A 23,777-nucleotide genomic window follows, 5' to 3' on the forward strand; every position below is an offset into this window, starting at 1 on the left:
TATTGATAACGGTGCAACGGGTAGCATAATCGGCACCTGGCAGCCGGGTGATGTATTTGAGATAGAGCGGAAAGAGGGCAGGGTGTACTACCGCCGCAATGGGGAACTGCTGAAGGAAAGCACCACCCCTGCAGCAGGGGCCTTGCGGACGGCCGTGGGCTTACGCTTTGGCAACCACTACTTTGAGCGTATCGATATGCGGGGCAAGGCGCCGGAACCGTCGGAAGAGGTACTGATGTCTGCTCTGGCTTATAACTCGCTGGGCCAACTGGTGAACAAGAAATTGCATAGCCGTGATGAGGGGGAGACTTTCCTGCAGGACACGGACTACCGCTACCATATCCGTGGCTGGCTGGAAAGGGTAAATGATCCTGAGGCAGCTACGGAGGACCCGGCCAAGGCACTGAGCATGTCTTTCAGCTTTAACCATGGCTTTACAAACCCGCAGTACAATGGCAGCATCAGCGGGATGCGCTGGAAGATACTGGGCCAGAAAGAGCAGGCGTATGGGTACCGCTACGACGGCCTGAACCGCCTGACGAGGGCTGACTACATTGCCAAAGCGGAGGATGATACCTGGACGGCCCACACAGACGAATACAGTACGGAAGTAACGTACGACCTGTATGGCAACATCACGCGCCTGAAGCGTAAGGGGCTAACGGAAACGGAGGCAAACGGGCTGCAACCCGGCCTGATTGATGACCTTGAGTATACTTATGACGGCACACGCCTGAAAAATATTCGTGACTGGTCTGAGGCGCGTGAGGGGTATAAGGACGACGGGGTGTTTAAAGAAACGGGCATAGAGGAATACCACTACGATGAGGAGGGCCGCATGACGGACTCCTTTGATAAGGACATCACCAAAATAGCCTACAACCAGCTCAACATGCCGGAAAGGATTACCTACCGGGACGGGCGTGAGGTGGTGCACCACTACACGGGTGACGGGGCCAAGCAGCGGACGGAATACTACCTGAACGGGCAGTTGCAAAACACGACTACCTTCGTAGGGTCTGTGATGCTGGATAATGGAGAGATTAGCCACCTGGTTTATGATGACGGCTTCCTGCAGGCGGACCCGGACCAGCCCACGGGGTGGCTATACACTTATGACCTGAAGGACCACCTGGGCAATACCTGGGTCACTATTGCTGAAAATGACCCTGTAGACTACCTGGCGACCTTTGAGGCGGATAAACAGACGGAAGAGGAGTACGAATTCGGCGAAAGCCGTAAGCAGGGCAACCTGATAAGCGCCCCGGTACATAACCATACGGAAGGGGGCAGTGTAAGCCAGCGACTGCTTGGTTATGAATATGATGAGGCGGTAGGAATATCGAAAAGCCTGGAGGTATACCCCGGCGATAAGATAGACATGGAGGTGTATGCGAGCTACGGGGGCTATGCCGCCAGCAACCCTGACCGGGAGGGGCTTACCTTTGGGGCGATGTTCCTGCAGGCTATGGGCATACCCTACGGCCCTGAGACGGGCCTGGACGCTACTGCTTTTGACGGACTGGCGGCGGGGGCTTCCGGCGGGGCCACTGCTGACCCTGCCTACGTACCGGCCTACCTGAACTATGTGCTCTTTGATGAAAATATGGAGCAGGAGGACCTTGGCTTTATCCAGCTTTCTGCCTCGGGGGGCAGTACGCCGACCCGCCTGAATCTGTCGATAGATATTGAGGTAAGGGGGTATATATTCATCTATGTATCTAATGAAAGCCCTGAAGGACTGGAGGTATACTTCGATGACTTCAAGGTGACGCACACGCCGAATATCATTATCCAGTCGGAGGCTTACTATCCCTTCGGCCTTACCTTCGATGGCTTTAAGCGCGGCGACGATCGCTACACCGGTACGGTCAGTGGTACCGGATCAGGCTTCCGCGACCTGGGCTTCCGTGATTACGAGCCCGCCACGGGCCGCTTTTACATGACGGATCCGCTGGCGGAACTACAGCTAGACCATAGCCCCTACCACTACGCCCTTAATAACCCCATCCGCAACATAGATGCACTGGGCCTTCAGGGAATGCAGGGGGTGAACAGGACTCAACAGTCGGTACCTAAGGGAGTAGAAGGAATGTTTGTGCCATTCGATCAAAGATTCGGGTCAAAAAAATCTGGTTCTTCCGGTAAAGCCGGATCTACAAATGGCGGCTCTGATGATGGTAAAAACGGAAGTAACACTAAGGCAGAAATAATTAAAGTTGTAACCCCTGATACTGCCAAGGAACCCGGAAAAGTAAAATTCTTGGTCGGCGGATCGGCATACTATCGCGGCAGCTCAAACACCCCTCCAACTACCGAAAATACTACAAACAATAAGAATACTTCTGATGGAGATAGTAGTGGAGAAGTAATTCCCTTAGCCAGAGCCTTTGCCCATGACAGGCAGGCAAAGAAACTACTGAGCGGTGGACTGTTCACTAATAACTCCCCTTCTCCGGTACCAGGTAACAACACCTTCCAACCCAATAGCCGGGCCCAAATAAACAATGGCGTAGCAGGTGGAGGCGGTAAACCCACCACGGCCTACAGTAAAGGCTGGAATCGAAAACCCAGAAATATGTTCCCCTGGGGTGATAAATTAAGTGAAAATAAGAATTTCTCTGAAGCGACTAACAGCGCCAGCCTTCAGCAGCGAGTAGCCATATCGGCTATGTCATATGACCAGGATAATAGCCTGAATAACAAGTACAGCAGAGCTAATGAGAGAGGGTCGCGGGAAAGCGAGGCAGACGAGCAGGTGGAGGATAAGAATAAAATAAATGCAGAAGACAAATTCGATGGAGGTAATGGCATAAGGGTAGATACTGATGGGGATGAAATATATGCCTCATTAGAAACAATCTCGTTTACTCCTGAATATGCTGATGAAGAGAAAACCCTATTGAAGAATGCTATTATGAGCATTCAGGAAAGGAAGAAAACTCAGATTGCTGGTGAGGAGTATCTCATTGATCTGGCTCAAACAAAGCTGCAGGATTTTATAGATGAAACATTCAGCAATGGACCTATTGCTAAAGACCAGTTCCTGTTCGCGGTAAATGAGAAGGCAAATCAGATACAGGCAGAATTAGATCAAATATCTACGGCAATAGATACGGAGAGTACGATTCTAGATTTTACAGGTATAACGCCTGAAGAACGGGCTGGACTGGAAACCGCAGTCGCAAAATACGAACAACGTGGTGTCTCTAGTAGGATAACAATCGTTAAGAAGGAACATTTCGAAACGCTAAAAGAATACTATCTAAGTGATGATTACGTCCCGGACAAAGATGTGGAAATTCTGCTATCTGAGGATGAAAACGGGAATCAAATACAGCATATGGCTTTTCGCGAAGGCTTTTATACTATCCCAGCACAGGCTTATAACACTCAAACAGGAGAAGCATTCGTTCCGACTGGTACTGAACAGGAGGTTCAGGGGCTGATTCGTAAGTACGGTGATCACGCGCTCGCTTATGATAAGATCCTATCTACAAACCTGGAGGTACCGGAAAAATTACCAATTAAGGATAGCCAGGGCAATCTGATTGAGATTCCTGAGACGCAAAAAAACCTTTCAGCATTTGAAAAACTAATGATGGTGGCTGAAACAGGAAAAGTAATTTTAGATAACCGTAGTGTAGTACGTATGCTATGGGACGAAAATTCAGAAGATTACGACCCCCGATATTTCGGTGTTCCAGATCCTTTGGCTGGAGGTGCTAATGCGTCGCTGGATAAGCTCAACAGCATCACCGAAATGATGGACATGGCCATGTCAGCCTTTGATAAGGAAATGTACACCCAGGTATGGGACGCCCTGTCAGAAGTCACCATGTCAAATGTTGTGGACATGATACAAACCCAGGCGACTGATGTAGCTGAAAACCCTATGTATCATGGTATGTATTTCATTACGGACTATAGTATCGAGGGGCTTATCGGTTTAGCAACAGGAGGAATTGCTGCAATTGGCGTTGTCCAAAAATTAATTAAGTGGATTAATAAGTTCAAAAAGCTATCAAAAATAGCTTGGGGTAACATAAAGCAAAGGATAAAAGCAGCAACCTATGATAGGCTTAAAAAGCGTTTCAATGGTTCCGGTGGAAGTAACAATAACGCGCATAAATTCCTCCAGAATCAGCTCAAAGACAACCCTGAGCTAGCAGAGGCCTTTGAGGTATTGGCTGAAGGTGGTCTTGAGGAAACATTCGACAAAAATCCGAAGTTATTAAAAAGGCTTGGCGAAGACATGCAAGATGCCGAATTTGCCGATTGGATTAAAAAGAATCCGGATAAGGCGGGAGCTTGGAAGAAGGCTTTAGATGAGGGTATTGACGATATAATCAGGAATAATCCTGATTATTTAGAAATGCTTGATAGGTTTCCTTTTGGTACAGGTAAAAAGTCAATTTTAGATAATGCTACGGATGCAGAATGGAATCAAATATTATCTGGCAAACTGATAGAATTACCTGATCCAGACCCAAAACTTTCCAGTAGGCTAAAAGAAAAATTTGGCTCAAACACTCATACAAGTAAAAAGTTTGATACAGACCCTACTGGAAAAGAATTTGATGCCATAACCGATCAGTTTTATGTAGAACATAAAGCCTTAACTTCGACAAATCCAATGTCTCAGGCTAAAAGAACACAAATGAAATATCATATGAAAGCCTGTAAAATATCAGGAAAGGACAATTATCTAATACTCGAAGGAGTTCAGAATGATGACTGGATTAATAAAGCGATTCAGTATGCGAATGAGTATGGCGTGAATACAAAGATTGAAATTAACGGAGTTCTAGTACACGATTTAACATTTTAAATATGATTATTTTACAGGGTTGGATTAATGCGATTGATAATATAAAAAAAGTAGAGGCCATTAGAGTGGAATTGAAAAATGATTACGCCATTGAATCTCGAATTATGGGGATGAACGGAATAACCTCATGTAGCTTCTTTACTTGTAGAAATCATTTAGGCAAGGGAATAACAGAGCTAATCCAAAAATTGAATAAGTTATCAAAAGAAAACCCAGATTTACATGGGATTATATACCTTCATAATGATGAGGATCCCATACATAGTAACATATGGCAAGTATGGATAATTAGAAAAGGTATAATTGAAAAGTCTATCGATACTTTTTTATCCCCTATAAGTGAAAAAACTGAAAATTATTGAGAGTGTTTAAATTTCCGTATATAGAAAATAATACGTACTCTTGATGCTTTACACTGAAAGGATCATATATTTATGCTGCTTTTTCGATTAACTAGGCTGTGCAAGCACTGAATAAGCTGGGGGGCTTATTTACCTTAAAGTGGTTTTATGAAGAAGATAGATAAGGCTATTACCTTTGAACAGGTTAACCATGAATTAGGGCTTGAACTCACCCCTGATTGGGGCATAATCCATGCGGGCGGTAATAGGACAGAAGAATTTATTGAATACATAAGCGATAGGGATTTTTTAGATAAAAGAATTAAGTATGAGTTTATGGAGCTAATTATTGCCTCTACTATGAATTCCCAATTGGATTTCTTATTAAAGAGATAGTCAGTGATGTTCGTACCAATAAATGAGGATAACGTATTGATATTTTTTCAATATCCCAACACCTTCTTGTGAACTGATAGGATAAACGCCAAAGTTATGAAATTTTAAATTAATGTCAGTTCAATCAAATATTGATATCGTCTATAATGAAAAGATAAACTTTATTGAATTATTGACCTCTCTTGAGAAGAGTGGCATGAATTATAGTGACTATGGGAATATTACATACTTAAACAACAATGATTTTGACTGGAGGTCAGGTCATTTAGAGGATATTAAGGAAATTAAAGATTACTTGAATAGACTTTTTAAAGGTGGTAATAAAATTGCTCTCGTAATCGTAGATGATAATAAAGTAGGAATATCTCTTCACATAAACAGTGATAGAGAACTATCATTATCGCTTAGCATAAACAGAAGAAAAATAGGAGATAACTCTACCGACTTCAGCTATTACCTTCAGAAGGTAGATATTATTTTAAAGGATGTCCAATCTATAACTTGTACTGATATATACTGATGGTATAACCTGAACGCCCGAAACCTCGCATTCTCAATTCACATACTTATTTCACCAACTGGTTTATAAGCTTCCCCTTTTTAAAACTGCTTATTAATTGACATTCTGTAACATATTTTAGTTCTCAATCACCCAGAAGTGTGCTCTAAACATCATGTTGCTGCTGGTCACCGGTACACTCTACGGACCGATACCGGTATAAACCCCAACACCTTTAACGGACTTGGCCGCTACCGGCCCTGAATATTTAACAGCTCATCTAACTAGATCCTTGTCATTAAGAACAAATAAAAGAATGTAATACTCCCCAAAATTGGGACCATCAGTTAAGATGATAATTTTTAGTTACCTTTAACTGATAGTAATGAAAAGAAGTAGGAGAAAATTTTCACCGGCCTTTAAGGCAAAAGTGGCTATAGAAGCCCTTAAAGAGCAACAGACCTTATCTGAGTTAGCTCAGCGTTTCGAAGTTCACCCCAATCAGATCTCGTTGTGGAAACGTGAGTTTCAGGAAAATGCTGATAAGGCTTTTGGAGAGAAAAGCTCAAAGGAGGAGCCTCAGATTAATGTGGATCAGCTTTATCAGCAGATCGGGCAATTACAGGTTGAGAATGACTTTCTAAAAAAAAGGCGGGGGGCCGCCCCCTTGAAGAAAACCGGCCTTTAAAACAGCGATTGGCTCTGGTTGACCCTAGTCACCAGCTCAGCATACGCCATCAGAGTGAGGTTTTAAATATCCCCCGTAGCAGCTTTTATTATAAGCCTGTGGGCGAGTCTATAGAGAATCTGGACTTGATGGAAATCATGGATCGATTGTTTACCGAAGATCCTACCCTGGGTGTTATCGGTATGCAGGATGAGCTACGTGAGCAGGGTTTATTTTATAATGTCAAGCGTATCCGTCGGCTGTTGCGCAAAATGGGCGTAGAACCGATCTATCCGAAACGTAATTTAAGTAAGCTGGGGCAGGCAAAGTATGTCTATCCCTATTTGCTGAAAAACCTGACTGTGAACAGAAGGAACCAGGTTTGGGCTATTGACATAACTTATATTCCCATGGCAAAGGGGTTTATGTACCTGACGGGGATAATCGATGTATATAGCCGCTATATAGTAGGCTGGCAATTATCCAACAGCCTGGACAAAGAAACCCAAACAACCCTTTTGACAGCCTGTATAGAAAAATATGGTAAGCCAGAAATCATTAACTCAGACCAAGGTAGCCAATACACCTGTTCACACTGGGTAGAAACCTTGAAAGAGTGGCGTATAAGAGTAAGTATGGATGGAAAGGGCAGAGCCACAGACAATACCTTTATTGAACGGTTTTTCAGGACATTAAAATACAAACATGTATACTTACATCCGGCAGACGATGGACTAACCCTATACAAGGGGATAAATAAGTTTATCGAAAAGTATAACAACAAAAGAAGGCATCAGGGTATCGGCAGAATAAAACCTGTCGAGTTGTTCAAACAGGCTGCCTAATTCAACTAAGACTAACCAACTGGTGGTCTAATAAATGGGGAGTGTTACCTTTTGTAGGCTTAAGAACAAATTTGGTAGAATTCATTAATATAAATGAAGGAAATTCAATAATTTTAGAAAAATCATATAATCAAATTGAATTAGATGATGAGTTTTAAATTATTAATAAAGGTTTCTTTTTACTGTTCTTTGATTAGTGGTGTAGTAGTACCTATACTATATTATATTGTTAATCCTGAAAGATATTCAACCTTATTTCTCTACAGAATAGTAGTGTCGTTTGGGTATTCGTATGTCATTTATACAGTAAGCTTAGTTGTACTTAATATTATATCTAATAACTTAATTAAAAAATCTTTTTTTAATACTGGCAACTCTGTAATACTAATTTCACTTATTGTTTCTTTTTTATTGTATTTACTATTAGTTGGCTTATTTACGGATAAAGATGGATACTCCATATTGGAATATACTCTAGTTGATCCAATGGAAATTGTATTCTTTATGAGCTACGGAGCTATATCGGGATTAGCTTATAAAATTTTCTTTTGGCGACACAATCACAACAATTAACATCTACCAGACATAACTCTAGTGCATATAGACTCAAGAAAAATTAAAAGCACTTAACAATGCTGTTGGAGATTATGCTTCTCAGGGGTTTTCCTCAAAAGCGATAATTTGCGATCAGAACTTTCTGGAATATCGGAAAAATCAGTACGAAACCGGGCAAAGAACTACCGAAACCGATGTGGAATTTTACATGGTAAAAGAGGGCGATGAAATTGTCGATCATTACATCGCCTTTGACGGGCAGTTTTATCAGCCCTACGTTTATGGACCAAACTCTAAAGTTCCTGCTAAACAACTGGAGCAAAAAGCAAATGAGTTGGCGTTATCAGCCAATCAGCTAGAGAGGCCTGCTGACTGGGATACTAACCCTAACTATAAATATGGTTTAATAGAGGAAGTACCTACTAAACATGATGTTCCTGATCTGGCGACACCAGCTCTCACATTCTACGAGAAGGCAATGGTGCCTTTACGACTTATGAGAGAAATACTGGAGCAAATCCAGGTTCATGAACGCTGGTGGAATGAGGACTGCGGCAATGGGGTAGATTGTGCGACCGGAAATGAAAATGAACTAGGAATCTTCATCCCGGATGTTATTGCCGCAGCGGGGAACATCCTGATTGATGAGGGCAAGGACAATGGGTGTGATTCGCAGCTTGGACGAGATGAAATTTATCTTCAACCCTTCCAGATGGAAGCCTACCTCATCACAATTTAAAATAGCCCTGCAGGGTAAAGCCTTCCTGCTTGACGAATTGATGTCCAGCGGCAAACTTCAAAATCTGATGCCAAATGAAGACATTTTAAGTCCGTCTGATTTCATTGATAACTTGGTCAGTCCAAAATATTTTGATAAAGTCTTTATAGTTAAATAGGCTGAAATGATGTATAAGTACTCAGAAAGCGTAAGAAACCAGTTTAAAAACTACCATCAAAAGGGCAGCCAACTACTTACAGTTTTTTTGGATGCATCAGGTAACACAGTGATTAGTGGCTATGATGCCGATAAATTTAAAAAGGAGCATGAAATTAATTTAGGGTGTAAAACCTTCAATATCTTTTTCTATCCAGATGAATATATATTGGCTTATTTCCCTCTACAAAGATTGGTGAAGGTGAGGTTGGAAACAGGAGAAAGCAGCACCACTGAAGGGTTAAAATTTGCTCCTGAAATACTTGTCAATAATAATTTGCTAGGAATCTCTGTTGATGGATCCTCCAATAAGAAATTGGCAAGGCTGGATTTGGAAACCAATGAATTAAGCAGCCTCTTTGAAGAACCCTTTAGGCTTTGGGGGAGCAATGGCCATGACGTCTATGGCGTGAAAATCGGGAGAGGGCAAGAACTATATTCAATCAATCCTCTTACCGGTTCCATCAACTGGCAAAATGATTTTGGAGCGGACCTTTTTGGAAAAGTCATATCGTATGAAGAGATGATTCTAGTAGTTGGGAAATCTAATTTTTTTGGAATTAATGCAAAAAATGGCACTAATTTGTGGGAAAGGAGCTCTACCAATCACCTATTGCAGCTTTACAAGGACAAGATAATCAATGTAGATGCGAGTTATTACCGAGAAATATCCCCTGATACAGGAGAAACTTTAGTAGAGTATGAAATGAAGCCAGAATATGAAAAGCATGGGTTTAGATTTATGGGTACAAATAGGAATTTTACTATCACTGACACCCATATTTTTATTGTAGATGCAATGGGTTTTAAAATGGGCTGTATCAACTGCAGTACTGGTAAAATAGACTGGTCAGTAGAAGTTGGAGAAGGTAAAGTAACCCTGCCACACGCACCCATTGTTTACAGAAATAAGCTTTATGTGCTGGATAATGAAGGTACGCTACATGTATACGATAGAGAATAGTTTACTGAGCCAGTAAGTTCTGTAGGTTGTCCCGGAGCTTCTTTTTGGCGATCAATCCGTCTACGATATTAAAGATGGATTTTTTTCATCATCATTAAGCATATCTATGAGCCTTAGTTTTATCTGAGAGGCTTCTATATGCTCGATTGGTTCATCTTCATATGTAATATGTTTATTTCCCGGCATGATAATGATTTTATATGCTAGCAAACTTTCATCTTTAGACGCGGGATAACAGGGTAATACTCCCCATTTATTAGACTACCAACTGAATAGTCTTAGATTATTGTAAGGCACATGCCCCACTAGTAATACTGACGAGCAATTACCTGAGTGATATACCTGCATATGCTGCGAACATGAAACGAGGCTGACCCCTACTTCCTTTGACGGACTGACCACTTAGCTACAAGTAGTGCCGCTGCTGCCCCTGCCCATGTACCGGCCTACTTAAACCAGGTACTCTTTTGAAAGACATTTGGAGCAAGAAAACCTTAGTCTTGGCCCTTTTACCTGCCCCTGGTAGTTATAAAGCTATTCGTTGAGTTAGAAAAAAGATTTTCTACTAACTTAGCACACTGGATGATTAAAAAAATCATATTCATATCCCTGATTTGTCATTTAATAATGACTACTTTATATGCAATCGTTTACTTTCCTCATGAAATGGGTGAGTATTTCATGTATATTACTGTATTCACCTTTCCACAAGCTTTTTTGTCCTTTTTCGCAGGTACTTTGATTTACCATTTCATCATTAAATACTTTCAATCAGTTAATAAACCCTACTGGGTGTTGTATTTAATATCAGCTATTACCCTACCTCTAGTTATGAAATGCTCATTCGACATGCTAGATTCCCTCTACCAGAGAATATGGGCAGGTTTTGAGATAGTTGAAAAGCCTTCTAATCTATTTTCGTTACTCGTGATGGGGTTATTGGTGTTTTTGATTTACCCCATCTTCTTTAAAGGACAATACAAACGAAATCCAATTTGATGTTTATCCTGACTAAGCAGGGGCAATAGTATTGGAAATGGCCATATTAAATTGAAGTGAGCGAACCTGCTGCCAAAATTCTAATTGATTATTAAAAGAGTCTTTTACATATCAGTAATTTGTCACTTCATAATGGCCATTTCCCTAGTGGCAATTTATTATCCGGATCAGATGTTTCAGTATTTTAAGTACATATTCATACTGGCCTTCCCTCAGATCGTGTCATCTTATTTTGCATGCACTTTAATTTACCATTACTCCATAAAATACCTGCGCAAGAAGGGGTATACATACTGGGTTTTGTATGCCTTTATGTCAGTAATACTAGCCCTCTTACTAAGAAGCGCTTTTGATATATTGGATTCAGTGTATCAGAGAAGATGGGTGGGTTTTGAGCTTGTGTCTAAGCCGTCTGAAATTATATCCATGACTTTAATGGGACTACTAGTGTTTTTGATCTATCCCCTATTCTTCAAAGGGTATTACAAACGAAGCCCTAAGTAAAAGCAGCGCAAAGGATAGAGAAAAGTCTTATGCTGTAGCATGATAGAAGCAAAATCTGATCCCCTTAAGTCTCATCAAATCAATTAACGTAAATCCCTTGGGGAAACAGTTTCTATTGGGGAACACGGAAAAGCAGGTAGGCTTACTGGCCAGCCCAACCCACCTCACTGCGCACTTCCTTTAAGCAACCACGCCACCACCCCAAATTGCACATTTCTAACACCAACCCTTATAATACCTACAGCATTTTTAAACTATTCAGGGAATATCTCTTGGCACGGTTTATGGAATCAGCCTGTAAAAGGCAGCCCATAGAATACCAACGGCGAGCCCCTACCCTTCTCAGTGGGGTTTACCTGGCCACTCGCTTACCTCTCTTCAGCCAAATAGACCGCTGAGGGAGGGAGGGTGGGAGCAAACAGGTTTTCCTTTGTATATTTTGCGCTTAACCAATAAAACCAAATTATACATGCGCCAATTACTATGCCTGCTGGCAATGATAGCCACAGCCGGCACGTGCCTTACTGCCTGCCAGTCGGGTACCTCTGCGGCGACCACGGCGGCCCGGCCGGAGCCTCCTACTATGGAGACGAACAGCTCTGAGGGGCTGAACCTGGACTCTCTCTACATAGTCACCAACTACACAAAAAAGGAGTACCGTGTGCCGATGCGTGACGGGGCCACCCTTTTTACGCAGGTGTACTCACCTAAGGATGACTCGAAGGAGTACCCGATTATGCTTTTCCGTACGCCTTACTCTAATGCGCCGTATGGCGAAGACCAATACAAAACGGGCCTGGGTCCGAATATGCGTTATGTGTATGACGGCTACATATTTGTGTACCAGGATGTAAGGGGTAAGTTCATGTCTGAGGGAACCTTTGTAAACATGACTCCCCATGTGGCGGACAAGGAAGACAGCACGGACATAGACGAGAGCTCGGACACGTATGATACGGTGGAGTGGCTCATGAATAACATAGACAACCACAATGGCCGTGTGGGGCAGTGGGGCATCAGCTACCCGGGCTTTTACACGGCCGCAGGCGCTATCAATGCCCACCCGGCTATGAAGGCGGTATCGCCCCAGGCGCCTATTGCCGACTGGTTCTGGGATGACTTCCACCACCACGGGGCATTCTTCCTGCCGCATACGTTTAACTTCATTGCGCGCTTCGGGCAGGAGCGCCCGGAGCTGACTACGGAGTGGCCTCCGCGCTTTGATCACGGTACACCTGACGGATACCGGTTCTTCCTGGACATGGGCCCCCTTAAAAATGCGAAAACGAAATACTTTGGCGACCGGATTGGCTTCTGGGACAGCCTGGTGGCTCACCCGAACTATGACGAGTTCTGGCAGCGCCGTAATCTGCTGCCTCACCTGAAAGATGTAAAACCGGCCACGCTGGTAGTAGGCGGATGGTATGATGCGGAGGATCTGTATGGCCCGCTGAAGATCTATGAGGAGATAGAAAAGGTAAACCCACGGACAAACTATCTGGTGATGGGACCCTGGCGCCACGGCGGCTGGAACCGCGACGACGGCAGCACGCTGGGCAAGGTTTATTTCTCAGACAGTGTATCATGGTACTATCAGGAGAAGATTGAGTACCCCTTCTTTACGCACCACCTGCATGGTGGTCCTGAGCCTGACCTGAGCACGGCTATGGTATATGAAACGGGAGGTGGCCGCTGGAGAGAGTTTGATAGCTGGCCACCGGAAAATGTACAGAAGCGTACGCTTTACTTCACAGAAGAGGGACTGACCTTTGAAGCGCCTGCCGCGGGGATGGACTCTACTTCATTTATCAGTGACCCGGATAAGCCGGTACCCTTTACTGAAGAAACGGCTACGGGTATGACACGTGAGTATATGACGGACGACCAGCGCTTTGCAGGCCGCCGGCCGGATGTACTGATGTTCCGCACGGAGCCTCTGGAAGAGGATGTGACTCTGGCGGGTGGCATGATGACGCACCTGAAGGTGGCTACGACCGGCACGGATGCGGACTGGGTGGTAAAGTTGATTGACGAATACCCTCCCGATCATGAGGATTACGCGCATAACCCTGAGGGTGTGAAGATGGGCGGCTACCAGCAGATGGTACGCAGTGAGGTGATCCGCGGCCGCTTCCGCAACAGCTATGAAAACCCTGAGCCTTTCACGCCAAATGAAATGACTGAGATAGACCTGCCCCTGCAGGATGTGCTGCATACTTTTAAGAAAGGGCATAGGATAGTGATACAGGTACAGAGCACGTGGTTCCCTATAGTAGACCGTAACCCTCAAAAGTACGTGCCCAACATATGGAAAGCGGATGAGGAAGACTTTATCAAAGCCACTCATACGGTGTACCACTCATCGCCTGAGGGTACCCGCATGGAAGTGACAGTACTCCCTGAATAACAGAAGGATACGCTATTTACTGATCGTCATCGATCAGGTTGACGCCGCGCCTGGGCATACGCTCGGGCAGCGGCGCTTCTGTTTCATAGCGGCCGTCGCGCCAGTCACGAATGAAGTTGGCCCAGGTAAGGGGGTTGATGAAGTTATTGGGCGGAAAGATGCCGGTCATACGATAGAGGCGGTTATAGCGCATATAATCGTAGTAGTACCGGTCATTTTTATACGTTTCGTACAAAAGGTTATCCAGCTCACGCTGCAGCGCCATAGGCGAGGTAGGCTCATCATCAGAGACTTTTGTGTTGGCAAAGGCTTCCTTGAACTCAGCAAAGGTAGGGTAGCTGGTAATAACCACCTCGTCCAGCAGGAGGGTATCGGGTAGCATGAGTTGAATCATGGAGTAGCGGTCTTCCGGAAGATCGCCGGGCAGTACCATCGTACCCCGCTTATATCCTACGGCAGAAAACAGCAGGGTATCGGACTTTACGGCCTGTATGGTAAAGTACCCTGCACTATCTGTCACAGCCCCCTTTGGCTTGTTTTTCACATACACGGAAGTATAAGGCACGGGGGTGATGGACTCTGCATCAAGCACAGCGCCGTATATAGTGACACTGTCTGCCGGATCGGTAAACTGTGCATAAGCAGGCGAAACCACCAAAGCAACTAAACTAAACAGGACAAGATAAAGGCAGGCTTTCATATATCAGGGACTTTTACTCAGAAAACCCCTGACAGGCCATACTTGTTTTGCAGGAAAATGATTTATGCCCCTACGGATCAGTGGTACCAGTGGTACTTATCCATTGTTTCCAGCGAGGCGGTGAGCAGCTCTATGCAGTCCTGGACATCTTGCTTGTGGCAGGTCTCAATCACCTGGTGCAGGTAGCGAGTAGGAATAGAGATGGCTCCTGCGATAGCGCTGTTCTTACCAAACTGCTGCAAGGCGGAGGTATCTGTGCCACCGGCAGTAAGTACTTCCGGCTGAAACTTGATGCTATTCTTATCTGCAGTGGCCTTGAGGAAGTCTACCATGCGGTAGTCGCAAATGATGGAGGCATCCATGATCTTGATAGCGGCACCATCGCCAAGCTTGGTCACATGCTCGTGCGGGTTACTGCCCGGCACATCGTATGATACGGTGGTGTCCAGGCCTATCCCGAAGTCAGGATTGATACGATGAGCCGCTACGCGGGCGCCACGCACACCTACCTCTTCCTGTACAGTAAACACACCATACACATCATAAGGGCAGTTCTTAAGCTTACGGAGAGTCTCTATGAGGATAAACACGGAAATGCGGTTATCCAGGGACTTGCCATTCACCAGGTTACCCATCTCGATCAACTCACGCTCGCGGGTGATGGGATCACCGATTGTCACGAGGCGCTCCACCTCTTCGCGGGGCAGTCCGAGGTCGATAAAGTAATCAGTGGTACGGGGGTTTTTCGCACGTTCTTCCTGTGTCATTACATGCACCGGCTTAGAACCCATCACGCCCAGGAGGTCCTTTTTACCATGTACGATGACGCGCTGTGCTGTGAGGGTCTTAGGGTCAAAGCCTCCTAAGGTGTGAAAACGCACGAAGCCGTTTTCGTCTATGTGCGTAACGATAAAGCTGATCTCATCCATGTGAGCAGCCACCAATACCTTCTTGCCATCAGGGTTAGGCTTACCTTTTTTCAGGGCATAGACGTTGCCCATGTTATCAACTTCCACACTATCAACCAGGGGGGTCACCTCGTCGATGACCACCTTCCGGATACGCTGTTCGAAGCCGGGCGCACCGGGAGTTTCACATATTTTTTTAAGTAGGTTCAGGTTGATACTCATTTGACAACTAAGGTTAAAAAGGCTCGTTACAGCAAAAGCCTAAGGAAAAGGTAATTAATTTAATACACTTAGGCCAAATATACGGGGTATCAGTCTTTTAATATAGCATTTTGGTGAATAACCGCCTGATTTAGGTCGCCATTTTTGTTTTCGTACAGAAAGACGATGTAGTCCTGATTTTTCCATACCTTCTCTACGCGGCCATCCAGTTCAGACTTATAACCAAGTACGATATACGGTATGTTTTTTTCCGCACCCGGAAATGTAATACGCTGGCCCAGCTCCAGATGTGGCTCTATGGGAGCTTCCGGCTTACGCGGCTCACAGGCAGCAAACATAAGACCTGCCAGACAGATAAGTATCAAGTTTTTCATAAGGCAAAGGTAAGGGGCAGGGCTTCCCTTTTCTTGTAAAAATGGAGTGAAAACGCACTCGCATTAAGGTTTTTGTATTACCCGCCGGTGTTGGCTACTTTTACCCGCATACTATAAAACCGACACTAAGAAAATGAAAAACGTACTGATAACCGGCGCAGCCGGTAACCTGGGCAGGGCTGTAGTCGCCCGTTTCCTGAAAGAAGGGTGGCAGGTAACGGCCTTAGCCGAACCAGGCAATTCAGCCGCTGAGCATCAGGAAGACACCAGCCACCTGAATGAGTTGGAAGCTGACCTTATGAGCGAAGATGGTGCCCGAAAGGCTGTGGAGAAGGCCACTGCCAGCACGGCGCCGGACGCTGCCGTTATGCTGGTAGGAGGATTTGCCATGGGCAATATCGCTGATACGGACGAAAAATCGCTGATGGATATGTATAAGCTTAACTTCCTTACCGCCTACCATACGGCAAGGCCGGTTTTTGAAAAAATGAAGGAAGGCGGTAAGGGCGGGCGACTGGTATTTATTGGTGCGCGGCCTGCACTGGACGCCTCTGCCGGTAAGGATGTGCTACCCTATGCACTAAGTAAAAACCTGGTGATACACCTGGCGGAGTACCTTAATGAGGCAGGCAAAGAACACGGCATTGTGGCAAGCGTGGTAGTACCCAGCATTATAGACACGCCCCCTAACCGTGAAGGGATGCCGGACGCGGATTTCAGCCAATGGGTAAAGCCCGAAGACATCGCACAGGTGATATCTTTTGCCTGTGGTGAGCAGGGGGATGTCCTTCGCGAACCTGTCTATAAGGTATATGGCAATGCCTGATATTATCTCTGCGAAAGACAGATAATTTTCGCCCAAGTGTCAGAGACTTTGCAAGGGCTTGTGTATCTTCGCTAAGCAAACACGATAACCACCTGATTATGGAGCAGACTCGAAAGGAACTGATCCGGAATTTGATTGAGCGCATGGAGCATATGGAGGCACAGGTGAAGAGCGAATTTCTTCACCAGCCCGAAGAAGTGCTTATGACACGGCCTGCTCCTGCCAAATGGAGCATAGGTGAGGTGGCAGCACATACGACTCTGGTGATGTCCATCTACCTGGCCAATATCAAGGAAGGTATGCGGGCCAATGACCAGGGCGATCAGGCCAAGCCTTACCGTATGGGATTTAACGGCCGGATGATGGTGAAAATGCTGGCTCCTAAAAACGGCAAGGTAAAGTGGAAGGTACCCACCTTCGGGAATATGGTGCCTCCCCGTGAGGAAAGCTACCGCCCTTCTGAACACGTGGATGACCTGCTTACCACCCTTCGCAACTTCCGTGAGGTGATACAGGAGTGTGGTAACTATGACCTGAACCGGGTGAAAGTAGCTTCGGCCATTGGCCGCATCATCCGCTTCAGGCTGGGTGATGCCATACAGGTAATAGCGGCCCATAACGAGCGCCACCTTGTACAAATGAATGAGGTGCTGGCAGTTACCTGTCCGGCCATGCAGCTACATACCGGCGCGAGGCAGGAAGTAAGCTAGCAGTAATAGCGGCAGCCGCTTTGGGCAGATACAAAAAATTAAGCCCTGTGCCATCCGGTACAGGGCTTTTACTTTATTTTGAAGGTCTCCTCACAGTTAATATAACTGCAATCTCTCCAGGCAGTATTGTCTCTGTCAACTCTTTGAAGCTCGCCACCAAACAGTTCGGCCTTTTGTGCGTCAGTAATAAAGCTGGTTACGCTAAGAGCGTTCAGCTTGAAGGTTTTCTTTTTCATAGTTTTTTGAAATAATTGATCTTCCTCTAAAATAACCATGTTTAAAAAAATTGCACCATGAAAGCCATATTGGTAAAAGAGCCCGGTGATGCCTCGCAACTTACTATGGGAGAGGCTCCCGATCCGCAACCCGGCCCCGGGGAGCTTCTGGTAAAAGTAGCCTATACTGCCCTGAACCGGGCAGACATAGTGCAGCGGGAAGGAAACTACCCTCCTCCTGAGGGCGCCAGCCCCATACTCGGCCTGGAGATAGCGGGCGAAGTAATCGCCACAGGGCCCGAGGTGACCCGGCATGCTGAAGGGGATAAGGTATTCGGCCTCGTTCCCGGCGGAGGCTATGCAGAAAAAGCTGTCATACATGAGGATATGGCTATCGCGCTCCCCTCCCACCTCGGCCTGCAGGAAGCTGCCGCTGTACCGGAGGTGTTTCTTACCGCTTATCAGGCGCTGGTATGGATAGGCCACGCGCAGCAAGGAGAAACAGTGCTGGTGCACGCCGGTGCCAGCGGGGTGGGTACGGCTGCCACTCAACTGGCGAGAAGCATGGACATGAACATACTGGTTACCGCCAGCGCTCGCAAACATGAGCTGTGCCGCAGCCTGGGAGCCACCGCCTGCTATGATTACCATAAGGGTCCTTTCACTGACTTTGTCAAAGAGCATACTGAGGGCAAGGGGGCTGATATCATCATAGACTTTATTGGGGCGCCTTACTTTAGCCATAATCTCGACAGCCTGGCGCGGGATGGGCGGCTGGTGATGCTCGCTTTCCTCGGGGGAGTAAAAGCCAATGAGGTGAATCTGAGGCGTATGCTGGCCAAACGGCTGACCATAGCGGGCTCTACCCTGCGCTCACGCGACCAGGACTACCAAATCCGGCTCAATATGGAAATGACAGCCTATTTATTGCCGTTGCTGGAACAGGGGGAAATAAAACCCGTAGTGGACAGTACATTCTCCTGGAGGGATGTGGCAGATGCCCACCGGTATATGGAAGATAATCGTAACCAGGGCAAGATTATCCTGGCCGTAGATTAAAATCACCATAACCAACTACATACCTGATACTTATATTTTTCACATACAATTAAAACCAACAATCGTACAGTCTTGCGGGTTATTTATAATCAATAGATTATTTTTTTACCTATATGACATCTAACGACTTTTTTAGATCTACCATTACTCTCTTCTTTCTTTCTATACTCTTTGTAACCCTAAGTTGTCAGAACAATAAACAGCAGATAATCCCGCTGTCTGCACAAGGTCCGGACACCCTGCAGGTAAACACGGGCAACTCGGATGACCTAGCCAAACTGGAACAGCATTACCTGAAGAATTTGCTCGACACGCTTCCGCGAAAAGACTGGATCGGCAGCTCAGGGTATAGCAATGAGATAAGGGAAGAGGTGAAGAACTTCTATAAACTACGGGACTATCGCACGGTGTGGACCACCTATGCAGAGGGTGGAGACACGCAGGAGGACCTGCTGGCCCTGCTTTCCAAAGCAGATGAAGAGGGGCTGATGCCTTCTGACTATCAGGTAGAAAAGGCCAAAAAGTGGGCCAAAAACCTGTATGAAGGTGAAAATAAGAACTTTACAGATATACTCCGTCATGACATCTTTCTGAGCACACTTGCCCTGAGATACCTATCGGACCTGCACTATGGCAAGATCCGGCCCGAAAAAATCAGGGAAGACTGGGAAGTGATCCGTGAAAAAATGACCCTGGCTACTCAGATGAATAAGGCCCTCAGAGAGGGTGACCTGGATGAGCTGGTAGAGGCAAACAGGCCTCCTTTCTTCGCTTATGAAAAGATGAAAGAGGCTCTCGCCGAGTATGAAGAAATAAAAGAAAAAGGGGGATGGCCCCGCATTACCGGTGTAGATCTGCTGGAAGAGGGGGACTCAAACCAGGCCGTGATCCGACTCAAAAAAAGACTTACGATCACCGGAGATTACCCGGGAGTAGAGGATGACTCGCTGGAGGCTGTGGCTTTTACAGAAGAGCTGACTGAAAAGGTGAAAGAGTTTCAGGTACGCCATGGCCTGGAGGTGGACGGACTGGTAGGGGGTAGTACCCTGGAGAGGTTAAATGAACCGGTTGATGTATTAATAAGCCGCATTCGGCTAAACCTGGAGAGGCTACGCTGGCAGCCTATTTTTTCTAACAAGAAAGACTTTATCATCGTAAACCTGCCGGAATATAAACTCCGCTACTATAGCGATAATAGTAAAGAGCTGGAAATGAACGTAGTAATCGGCGACAGAGAGCATACTACTCCGGTAATAATAGATAGCCTTGAGTATGTGACCTTTAGCCCTACCTGGGCGGTTCCGCCGAGTATCGCCGGCAAGGAGTTTTTGCCTATCCTGAGGAAAAACCCTGGGTACCTGGCTTCCAGAAACTTTAAGCTATATGCAAGCTGGGACGATAAGGCTGAGGAACTGGACCCCTATGATATAGATTGGGACGATGTGGAGGCGGATAACTTCCCTTATTTTATAGAGCAGCAACCCGGTGGTGGCAATAGCCTTGGCAAGGTAAAATTCATGATGCCTAACAAGCGCGCCATCTACCTGCATGACACCCCTGCAGACCACCTATTCAGTCAGCCTCAGCGGTCATTCAGCCATGGATGTATTCGCCTGGAGAAACCTGCAGAGCTGGCCATGAAGCTGCTGAGCAAGCAGGATCCAAGCTGGGACATGCGCAAAATAAATGAGTACATGAATATGCCTGAGCCGGAAAATGTAGTGCTGGAATCCAAGATTCCGGTGTATTTTCTGTACCTGACGGCCTTTGTGGACGAGAGCGGCACGCTTAACTTTCGTGAGGATGTATATGGCATGGACGACATACAGCAACGCTACCTTTCGCAGAGATAGAACTCAGCTAAACATATAAAAAGGGCTGCAGACAATATCTGCAGCCCTTTTTCTTTAAGGGGCCTCAATACCTTATGGTTTCTGGGCCTCCTCTTTCTTTTTAAATACAATATGTTCAGCAAACTTAGCTACCACTCTCTCAAACATGGTCCGCAGGCCGGGGTACTCGCTTACACTGAAAAAGGTTTTATTAATCTCCACCAAAATCTGGACCTGCACCATACTGCCTATCGCATGGCTCATAAATAACATCGACCCGCCCTGATCTGGCAGCACCACCTTTTCGCTCTGCGGCAGGTCCTCTACCACGTACCCATTGGGTATTTGAATATTCACAATGTATTTTTCAGAGTAGCTGCTAGCGAAGTCTACCGGAAGGCTGCGCTCCTCATTTACAAAGGGGCTCTCATCGTATGAATGTAAGAGTACCGGGGAGAGAATGATAAGATCGCCGGCCTCATCCACAGGGCTTGTCATGGTATATGAGAATTTTAGCGGCTCATCCGGGTTATCGAGGTTTTCCAGTTTTGCATCGCTAAACTCATAAATACCGGTCTCATACTTCCCCGCTAACTCATCTTCCTCAATGGAATTAAAAAACTCTCTCAAATCCGACGCCTGTACTCCTTCCGACTTCAGGGAGATTTTGCGTGTGATCCGGCCATCTGCAATGGATACCTGTTCCATCACAATATCTACAGAAGGGTTCAGCGACGTTATTTCTACCCATCCGTGGTTGGCTTTATTAACCATGAAGGCTTTACCGTTCTGGTCCTCATCTCTCAGATAGCCAAATCCCAGGTAAGGATTCACCGCATTGAGGAAAATGTTCTTACCCTCATAGTGCATCAGGCACAGGACTGTATTGAACTGGCTGATCACGGGATTATGCTCCATGATAAGGCCGTGATATTTAGTACTGGCCAGGGCCGGACTCACCTCAAAACCTGCCTTGCGTAGCAGGGCCGCAAGCAGCATGTTTATAGAGGCAATGTTGCCCTCCTTTTTATCATTAAAAATGACAAACCTGTCGGGATAGCGCGAATTTACATGGTTCCACTTATAGGTAGTCTGCACATACCTGTAGATTTTCTTTGCTTTGGCCAGCCCGCTTAGCGTATCGGCACCACACTCCTCGAGCATCCTGCGCAGGTAGTAGCCTTTGGTAAAATACCCCGTGAAATCATAATCCTCATTAAGCTCACCAGCTATCTGCTCCCAGCTCCGGTTTATCGTTTTGCTGTCTATGCCGGCATAGTCACTTCGATAGTAATATTCATCCAGCTGGAACTCCACCCACTCGGCGTAGTCTTTCAGATTCCAGGTATAAGGCTCATCTTTCAAGGCTGCTACGTTGGTTAGGACCCATTCATTCGTGGCTTCACCGCCATACTTACGGTTTAGCCTTTCACCATGAAAGAAAATCCTAACCCCCAGGTCAGGGTGGATTAAGGCCTGCAGGCCGCTTTGTAAGGCCGGGTACTCGTGCTGGAACATAATATCCCACAGAGAGACGTTGTTTTTTGTATAAATCCCATAGCTGTACTCGATGACATCACCCGGCTGTACGCCGGAGTAGGTAAACCGGATCTCTTTGGTAAACCTGCCGGTCTCTACCTCATATATCTCATCTTTGCCAAGCTTCACATTTTCTACTTGTCCATTGCGGATAAGTAAGGCCTGTGCTTTCAAGCCTACCACATTTTCTATATTCTCGTCAGCATAATATGAGATAGCGACATTGGCCGCATCTAGCCCTTCTTTGTCCAGAATCTTAATGCGCTTATGCACATCCAGCCGCGGTTGTGAACCTGGCATATAGCGTAACTCTCCGTAGTAATTAAGCACTACGGCATGCGCATCCTTATCGAAAGGCACTTCCTTCAGGGTAATCTCCTGGCTGGTGAGTTCGCCCCATTTGGACGGGTTTTTAGCAATAAGAGAAGTGGAAATTAAGAAAAAGGTGGCCAGCCCCAGAAGGAGCTTTACAGTGATTTTCATGCTATCATTCAATTTAGGCAGAGCAAAACTACTGCCTGATATTGAAAAATGCACGCCAATTTTCTTTTTGCCTTATCTGTTACCAATCAGAAAAAACAGCCTAAGAGCCTGATATGAAGGCAATTTCGACAGCTAAAAGTGATTTACAGGCAAAAAGGTACAATCAGATTTAACGCACCTTAGTCTTTCTGACTATCCGGCTGAAGAGTCGTGGAATAAAGCGTTTTACCAAAACACCGTATTTTTCCTTACCTCCCATGTAGGCCTCTTCCTTTTTGCTGGCAATGGCGGCCAGCATTTGGCGGGCACAGGTATCGGGGTCCATGCCCTGCTGCTGGGCATCGTCCATTTCGCCTAGCGGTGACCCATCGGCAGTCAGGGCATTTACAGAGACCTGGGTGTGGATAAAGCCGGGACATAGCATTGTAATATGGATAGGATACTTATAAAGCTCAGCACGAAGGGAGTCAAAGAAGCCGTGTAATGCATGTTTGCTTGCGGCATAGGCCGAGCGGTAGGGCGTTCCAAACTTGCCCACCAGACTGGATACCACGGCAATATGCCCCTGTCCGCGCGAAGTAAAATGAGGTAGCAATGCCTTGGTAAGGGCTACGGTACCAAAATAGTTGATCTCCATGAGGCGGCGGTCTACCTCAAGGCTGGTTTCGCTTGCCAGCGAGCGCTGGCTTATGCCGCCATTATTAATGAGAATATCAAGGTGGCCGAAAGCTTCAATAGCAGCTTGCGTTTTGGAAGAAAAAGAAGATGTAGCTTCCAAATCCAGCGGCAGTATGGCAATATTTTCCCCATCGCCCTCACAAGCATCTTTCACGCGCTGCAGTTCCTTTTCACGCCTGGCAGAAAGGATAAGCTTTGCCCCTGCCGAAGCAAACCTATAGGCCAGGGCCTCCCCTATGCCGCCGGAGGCACCTGTTATCCATACTATTTTATCCCGGAAGTGGCTCAT

The 23,777-nt window shown here is 45.9% G+C and carries 19 protein-coding genes; 13 read left to right on the top strand and 6 right to left on the bottom strand.

Translation table 11 applies throughout. The features are described 5' to 3' along the window. Positions 1 to 82: 82 nt before the first annotated feature. From AB9P05_RS03990 to AB9P05_RS04030, 9 genes are all read left to right on the top strand, one after another. Positions 83 to 4,831 (top strand): RHS repeat domain-containing protein, encoded by a 4,749-nt coding sequence (locus AB9P05_RS03990; protein WP_371907517.1) that lies wholly within the window; start codon positions 83 to 85, stop codon positions 4,829 to 4,831. Between the two features lie 2 nt (positions 4,832 to 4,833). Continuing rightward, positions 4,834 to 5,193 (top strand): Imm7 family immunity protein, encoded by a 360-nt coding sequence (locus AB9P05_RS03995; protein WP_371907518.1) that lies wholly within the window; start codon positions 4,834 to 4,836, stop codon positions 5,191 to 5,193. A gap of 147 nt (positions 5,194 to 5,340) precedes the next feature. Then, positions 5,341 to 5,568, top strand: coding sequence for a hypothetical protein (locus tag AB9P05_RS04000; protein ID WP_371907519.1), 228 nt, complete (start codon positions 5,341 to 5,343; stop codon positions 5,566 to 5,568). A gap of 112 nt (positions 5,569 to 5,680) precedes the next feature. Continuing rightward, positions 5,681 to 6,088, top strand: a complete 408-nt coding sequence (locus AB9P05_RS04005) for a hypothetical protein (RefSeq protein ID WP_371907520.1) — start codon at positions 5,681 to 5,683, stop codon at positions 6,086 to 6,088. A 364-nt stretch (positions 6,089 to 6,452) separates the two neighbouring features. Beyond that, positions 6,453 to 6,755, top strand: coding sequence for a transposase (locus AB9P05_RS04010; protein WP_371906924.1), 303 nt, complete (start codon positions 6,453 to 6,455; stop codon positions 6,753 to 6,755). An 8-nt stretch (positions 6,756 to 6,763) separates the two neighbouring features. Further along, positions 6,764 to 7,579 carry an IS3 family transposase gene (locus AB9P05_RS04015; RefSeq protein WP_371906925.1) on the top strand — a complete coding sequence of 272 codons (816 nt, stop codon included), beginning with the start codon at positions 6,764 to 6,766 and terminating at the stop codon, positions 7,577 to 7,579. 751 nt (positions 7,580 to 8,330) lie between these two features. Further along, entirely contained in the window at positions 8,331 to 8,873 is a 543-nt protein-coding gene (locus tag AB9P05_RS04020; protein WP_371907521.1) for a hypothetical protein, read from the top strand. 163 nt (positions 8,874 to 9,036) lie between these two features. Next, positions 9,037 to 10,032: a PQQ-binding-like beta-propeller repeat protein gene (locus AB9P05_RS04025; protein WP_371907522.1), complete on the top strand. Its 996-nt coding sequence runs from the start codon at positions 9,037 to 9,039 to the stop codon at positions 10,030 to 10,032. A 1,972-nt stretch (positions 10,033 to 12,004) separates the two neighbouring features. After that, positions 12,005 to 13,942, top strand: coding sequence for a CocE/NonD family hydrolase (locus AB9P05_RS04030; protein WP_371907523.1), 1,938 nt, complete (start codon positions 12,005 to 12,007; stop codon positions 13,940 to 13,942). Positions 13,943 to 13,958: 16 nt separating this feature from the next. Here the strand turns inward: AB9P05_RS04030 and AB9P05_RS04035 are convergent, their stop codons facing one another. The 3 genes from AB9P05_RS04035 to AB9P05_RS04045 all read right to left on the bottom strand — a co-directional run bounded on the left by AB9P05_RS04035 (position 13,959) and on the right by AB9P05_RS04045 (position 16,146). Further along, positions 13,959 to 14,642 (bottom strand): carboxypeptidase-like regulatory domain-containing protein, encoded by a 684-nt coding sequence (locus AB9P05_RS04035; RefSeq protein ID WP_371907524.1) that lies wholly within the window; start codon positions 14,640 to 14,642, stop codon positions 13,959 to 13,961. Positions 14,643 to 14,719: 77 nt separating this feature from the next. Continuing rightward, positions 14,720 to 15,772 (bottom strand): M42 family metallopeptidase, encoded by a 1,053-nt coding sequence (locus AB9P05_RS04040; protein WP_371907525.1) that lies wholly within the window; start codon positions 15,770 to 15,772, stop codon positions 14,720 to 14,722. Between the two features lie 89 nt (positions 15,773 to 15,861). Beyond that, positions 15,862 to 16,146 carry a hypothetical protein gene (locus tag AB9P05_RS04045; protein WP_371907526.1) on the bottom strand — a complete coding sequence of 95 codons (285 nt, stop codon included), beginning with the start codon at positions 16,144 to 16,146 and terminating at the stop codon, positions 15,862 to 15,864. A 133-nt stretch (positions 16,147 to 16,279) separates the two neighbouring features. Between AB9P05_RS04045 and AB9P05_RS04050 the strand changes: the two genes are divergently transcribed. Then, positions 16,280 to 16,972 (top strand): SDR family NAD(P)-dependent oxidoreductase, encoded by a 693-nt coding sequence (locus AB9P05_RS04050; protein ID WP_371907527.1) that lies wholly within the window; start codon positions 16,280 to 16,282, stop codon positions 16,970 to 16,972. A gap of 98 nt (positions 16,973 to 17,070) precedes the next feature. Continuing rightward, the gene (locus AB9P05_RS04055) at positions 17,071 to 17,682 is read left to right on the top strand and encodes a DinB family protein (RefSeq protein ID WP_371907528.1); all 612 of its coding nucleotides are present in this window, start codon (positions 17,071 to 17,073) and stop codon (positions 17,680 to 17,682) included. Positions 17,683 to 17,750: 68 nt separating this feature from the next. On the opposite strand, the gene AB9P05_RS04060 is transcribed toward AB9P05_RS04055, so the two are convergent. Further along, complete coding sequence (locus AB9P05_RS04060) at positions 17,751 to 17,918, bottom strand: hypothetical protein (protein ID WP_371907529.1); 168 nt, start codon at positions 17,916 to 17,918, stop codon at positions 17,751 to 17,753. A gap of 57 nt (positions 17,919 to 17,975) precedes the next feature. On the opposite strand from AB9P05_RS04060, the gene AB9P05_RS04065 reads away from it, so the two are divergent. Beyond that, positions 17,976 to 18,956 carry an NAD(P)H-quinone oxidoreductase gene (locus AB9P05_RS04065; protein WP_371907530.1) on the top strand — a complete coding sequence of 327 codons (981 nt, stop codon included), beginning with the start codon at positions 17,976 to 17,978 and terminating at the stop codon, positions 18,954 to 18,956. A gap of 113 nt (positions 18,957 to 19,069) precedes the next feature. Then, positions 19,070 to 20,809 carry a murein L,D-transpeptidase gene (locus tag AB9P05_RS04070; protein WP_371907531.1) on the top strand — a complete coding sequence of 580 codons (1,740 nt, stop codon included), beginning with the start codon at positions 19,070 to 19,072 and terminating at the stop codon, positions 20,807 to 20,809. 72 nt (positions 20,810 to 20,881) lie between these two features. On the opposite strand, the gene AB9P05_RS04075 is transcribed toward AB9P05_RS04070, so the two are convergent. Beyond that, entirely contained in the window at positions 20,882 to 22,810 is a 1,929-nt protein-coding gene (locus tag AB9P05_RS04075) for a DUF3857 domain-containing protein (RefSeq protein ID WP_371907532.1), read from the bottom strand. A 169-nt stretch (positions 22,811 to 22,979) separates the two neighbouring features. Next, positions 22,980 to 23,777, bottom strand: a complete 798-nt coding sequence (locus tag AB9P05_RS04080; RefSeq protein WP_371907533.1) for an SDR family oxidoreductase — start codon at positions 23,775 to 23,777, stop codon at positions 22,980 to 22,982.

This window comes from Roseivirga sp. BDSF3-8, assembly GCF_041449215.1.
In the GTDB taxonomy this organism is placed as follows: Bacteria; Bacteroidota; Bacteroidia; order Cytophagales; family Cyclobacteriaceae; genus JBGNFV01.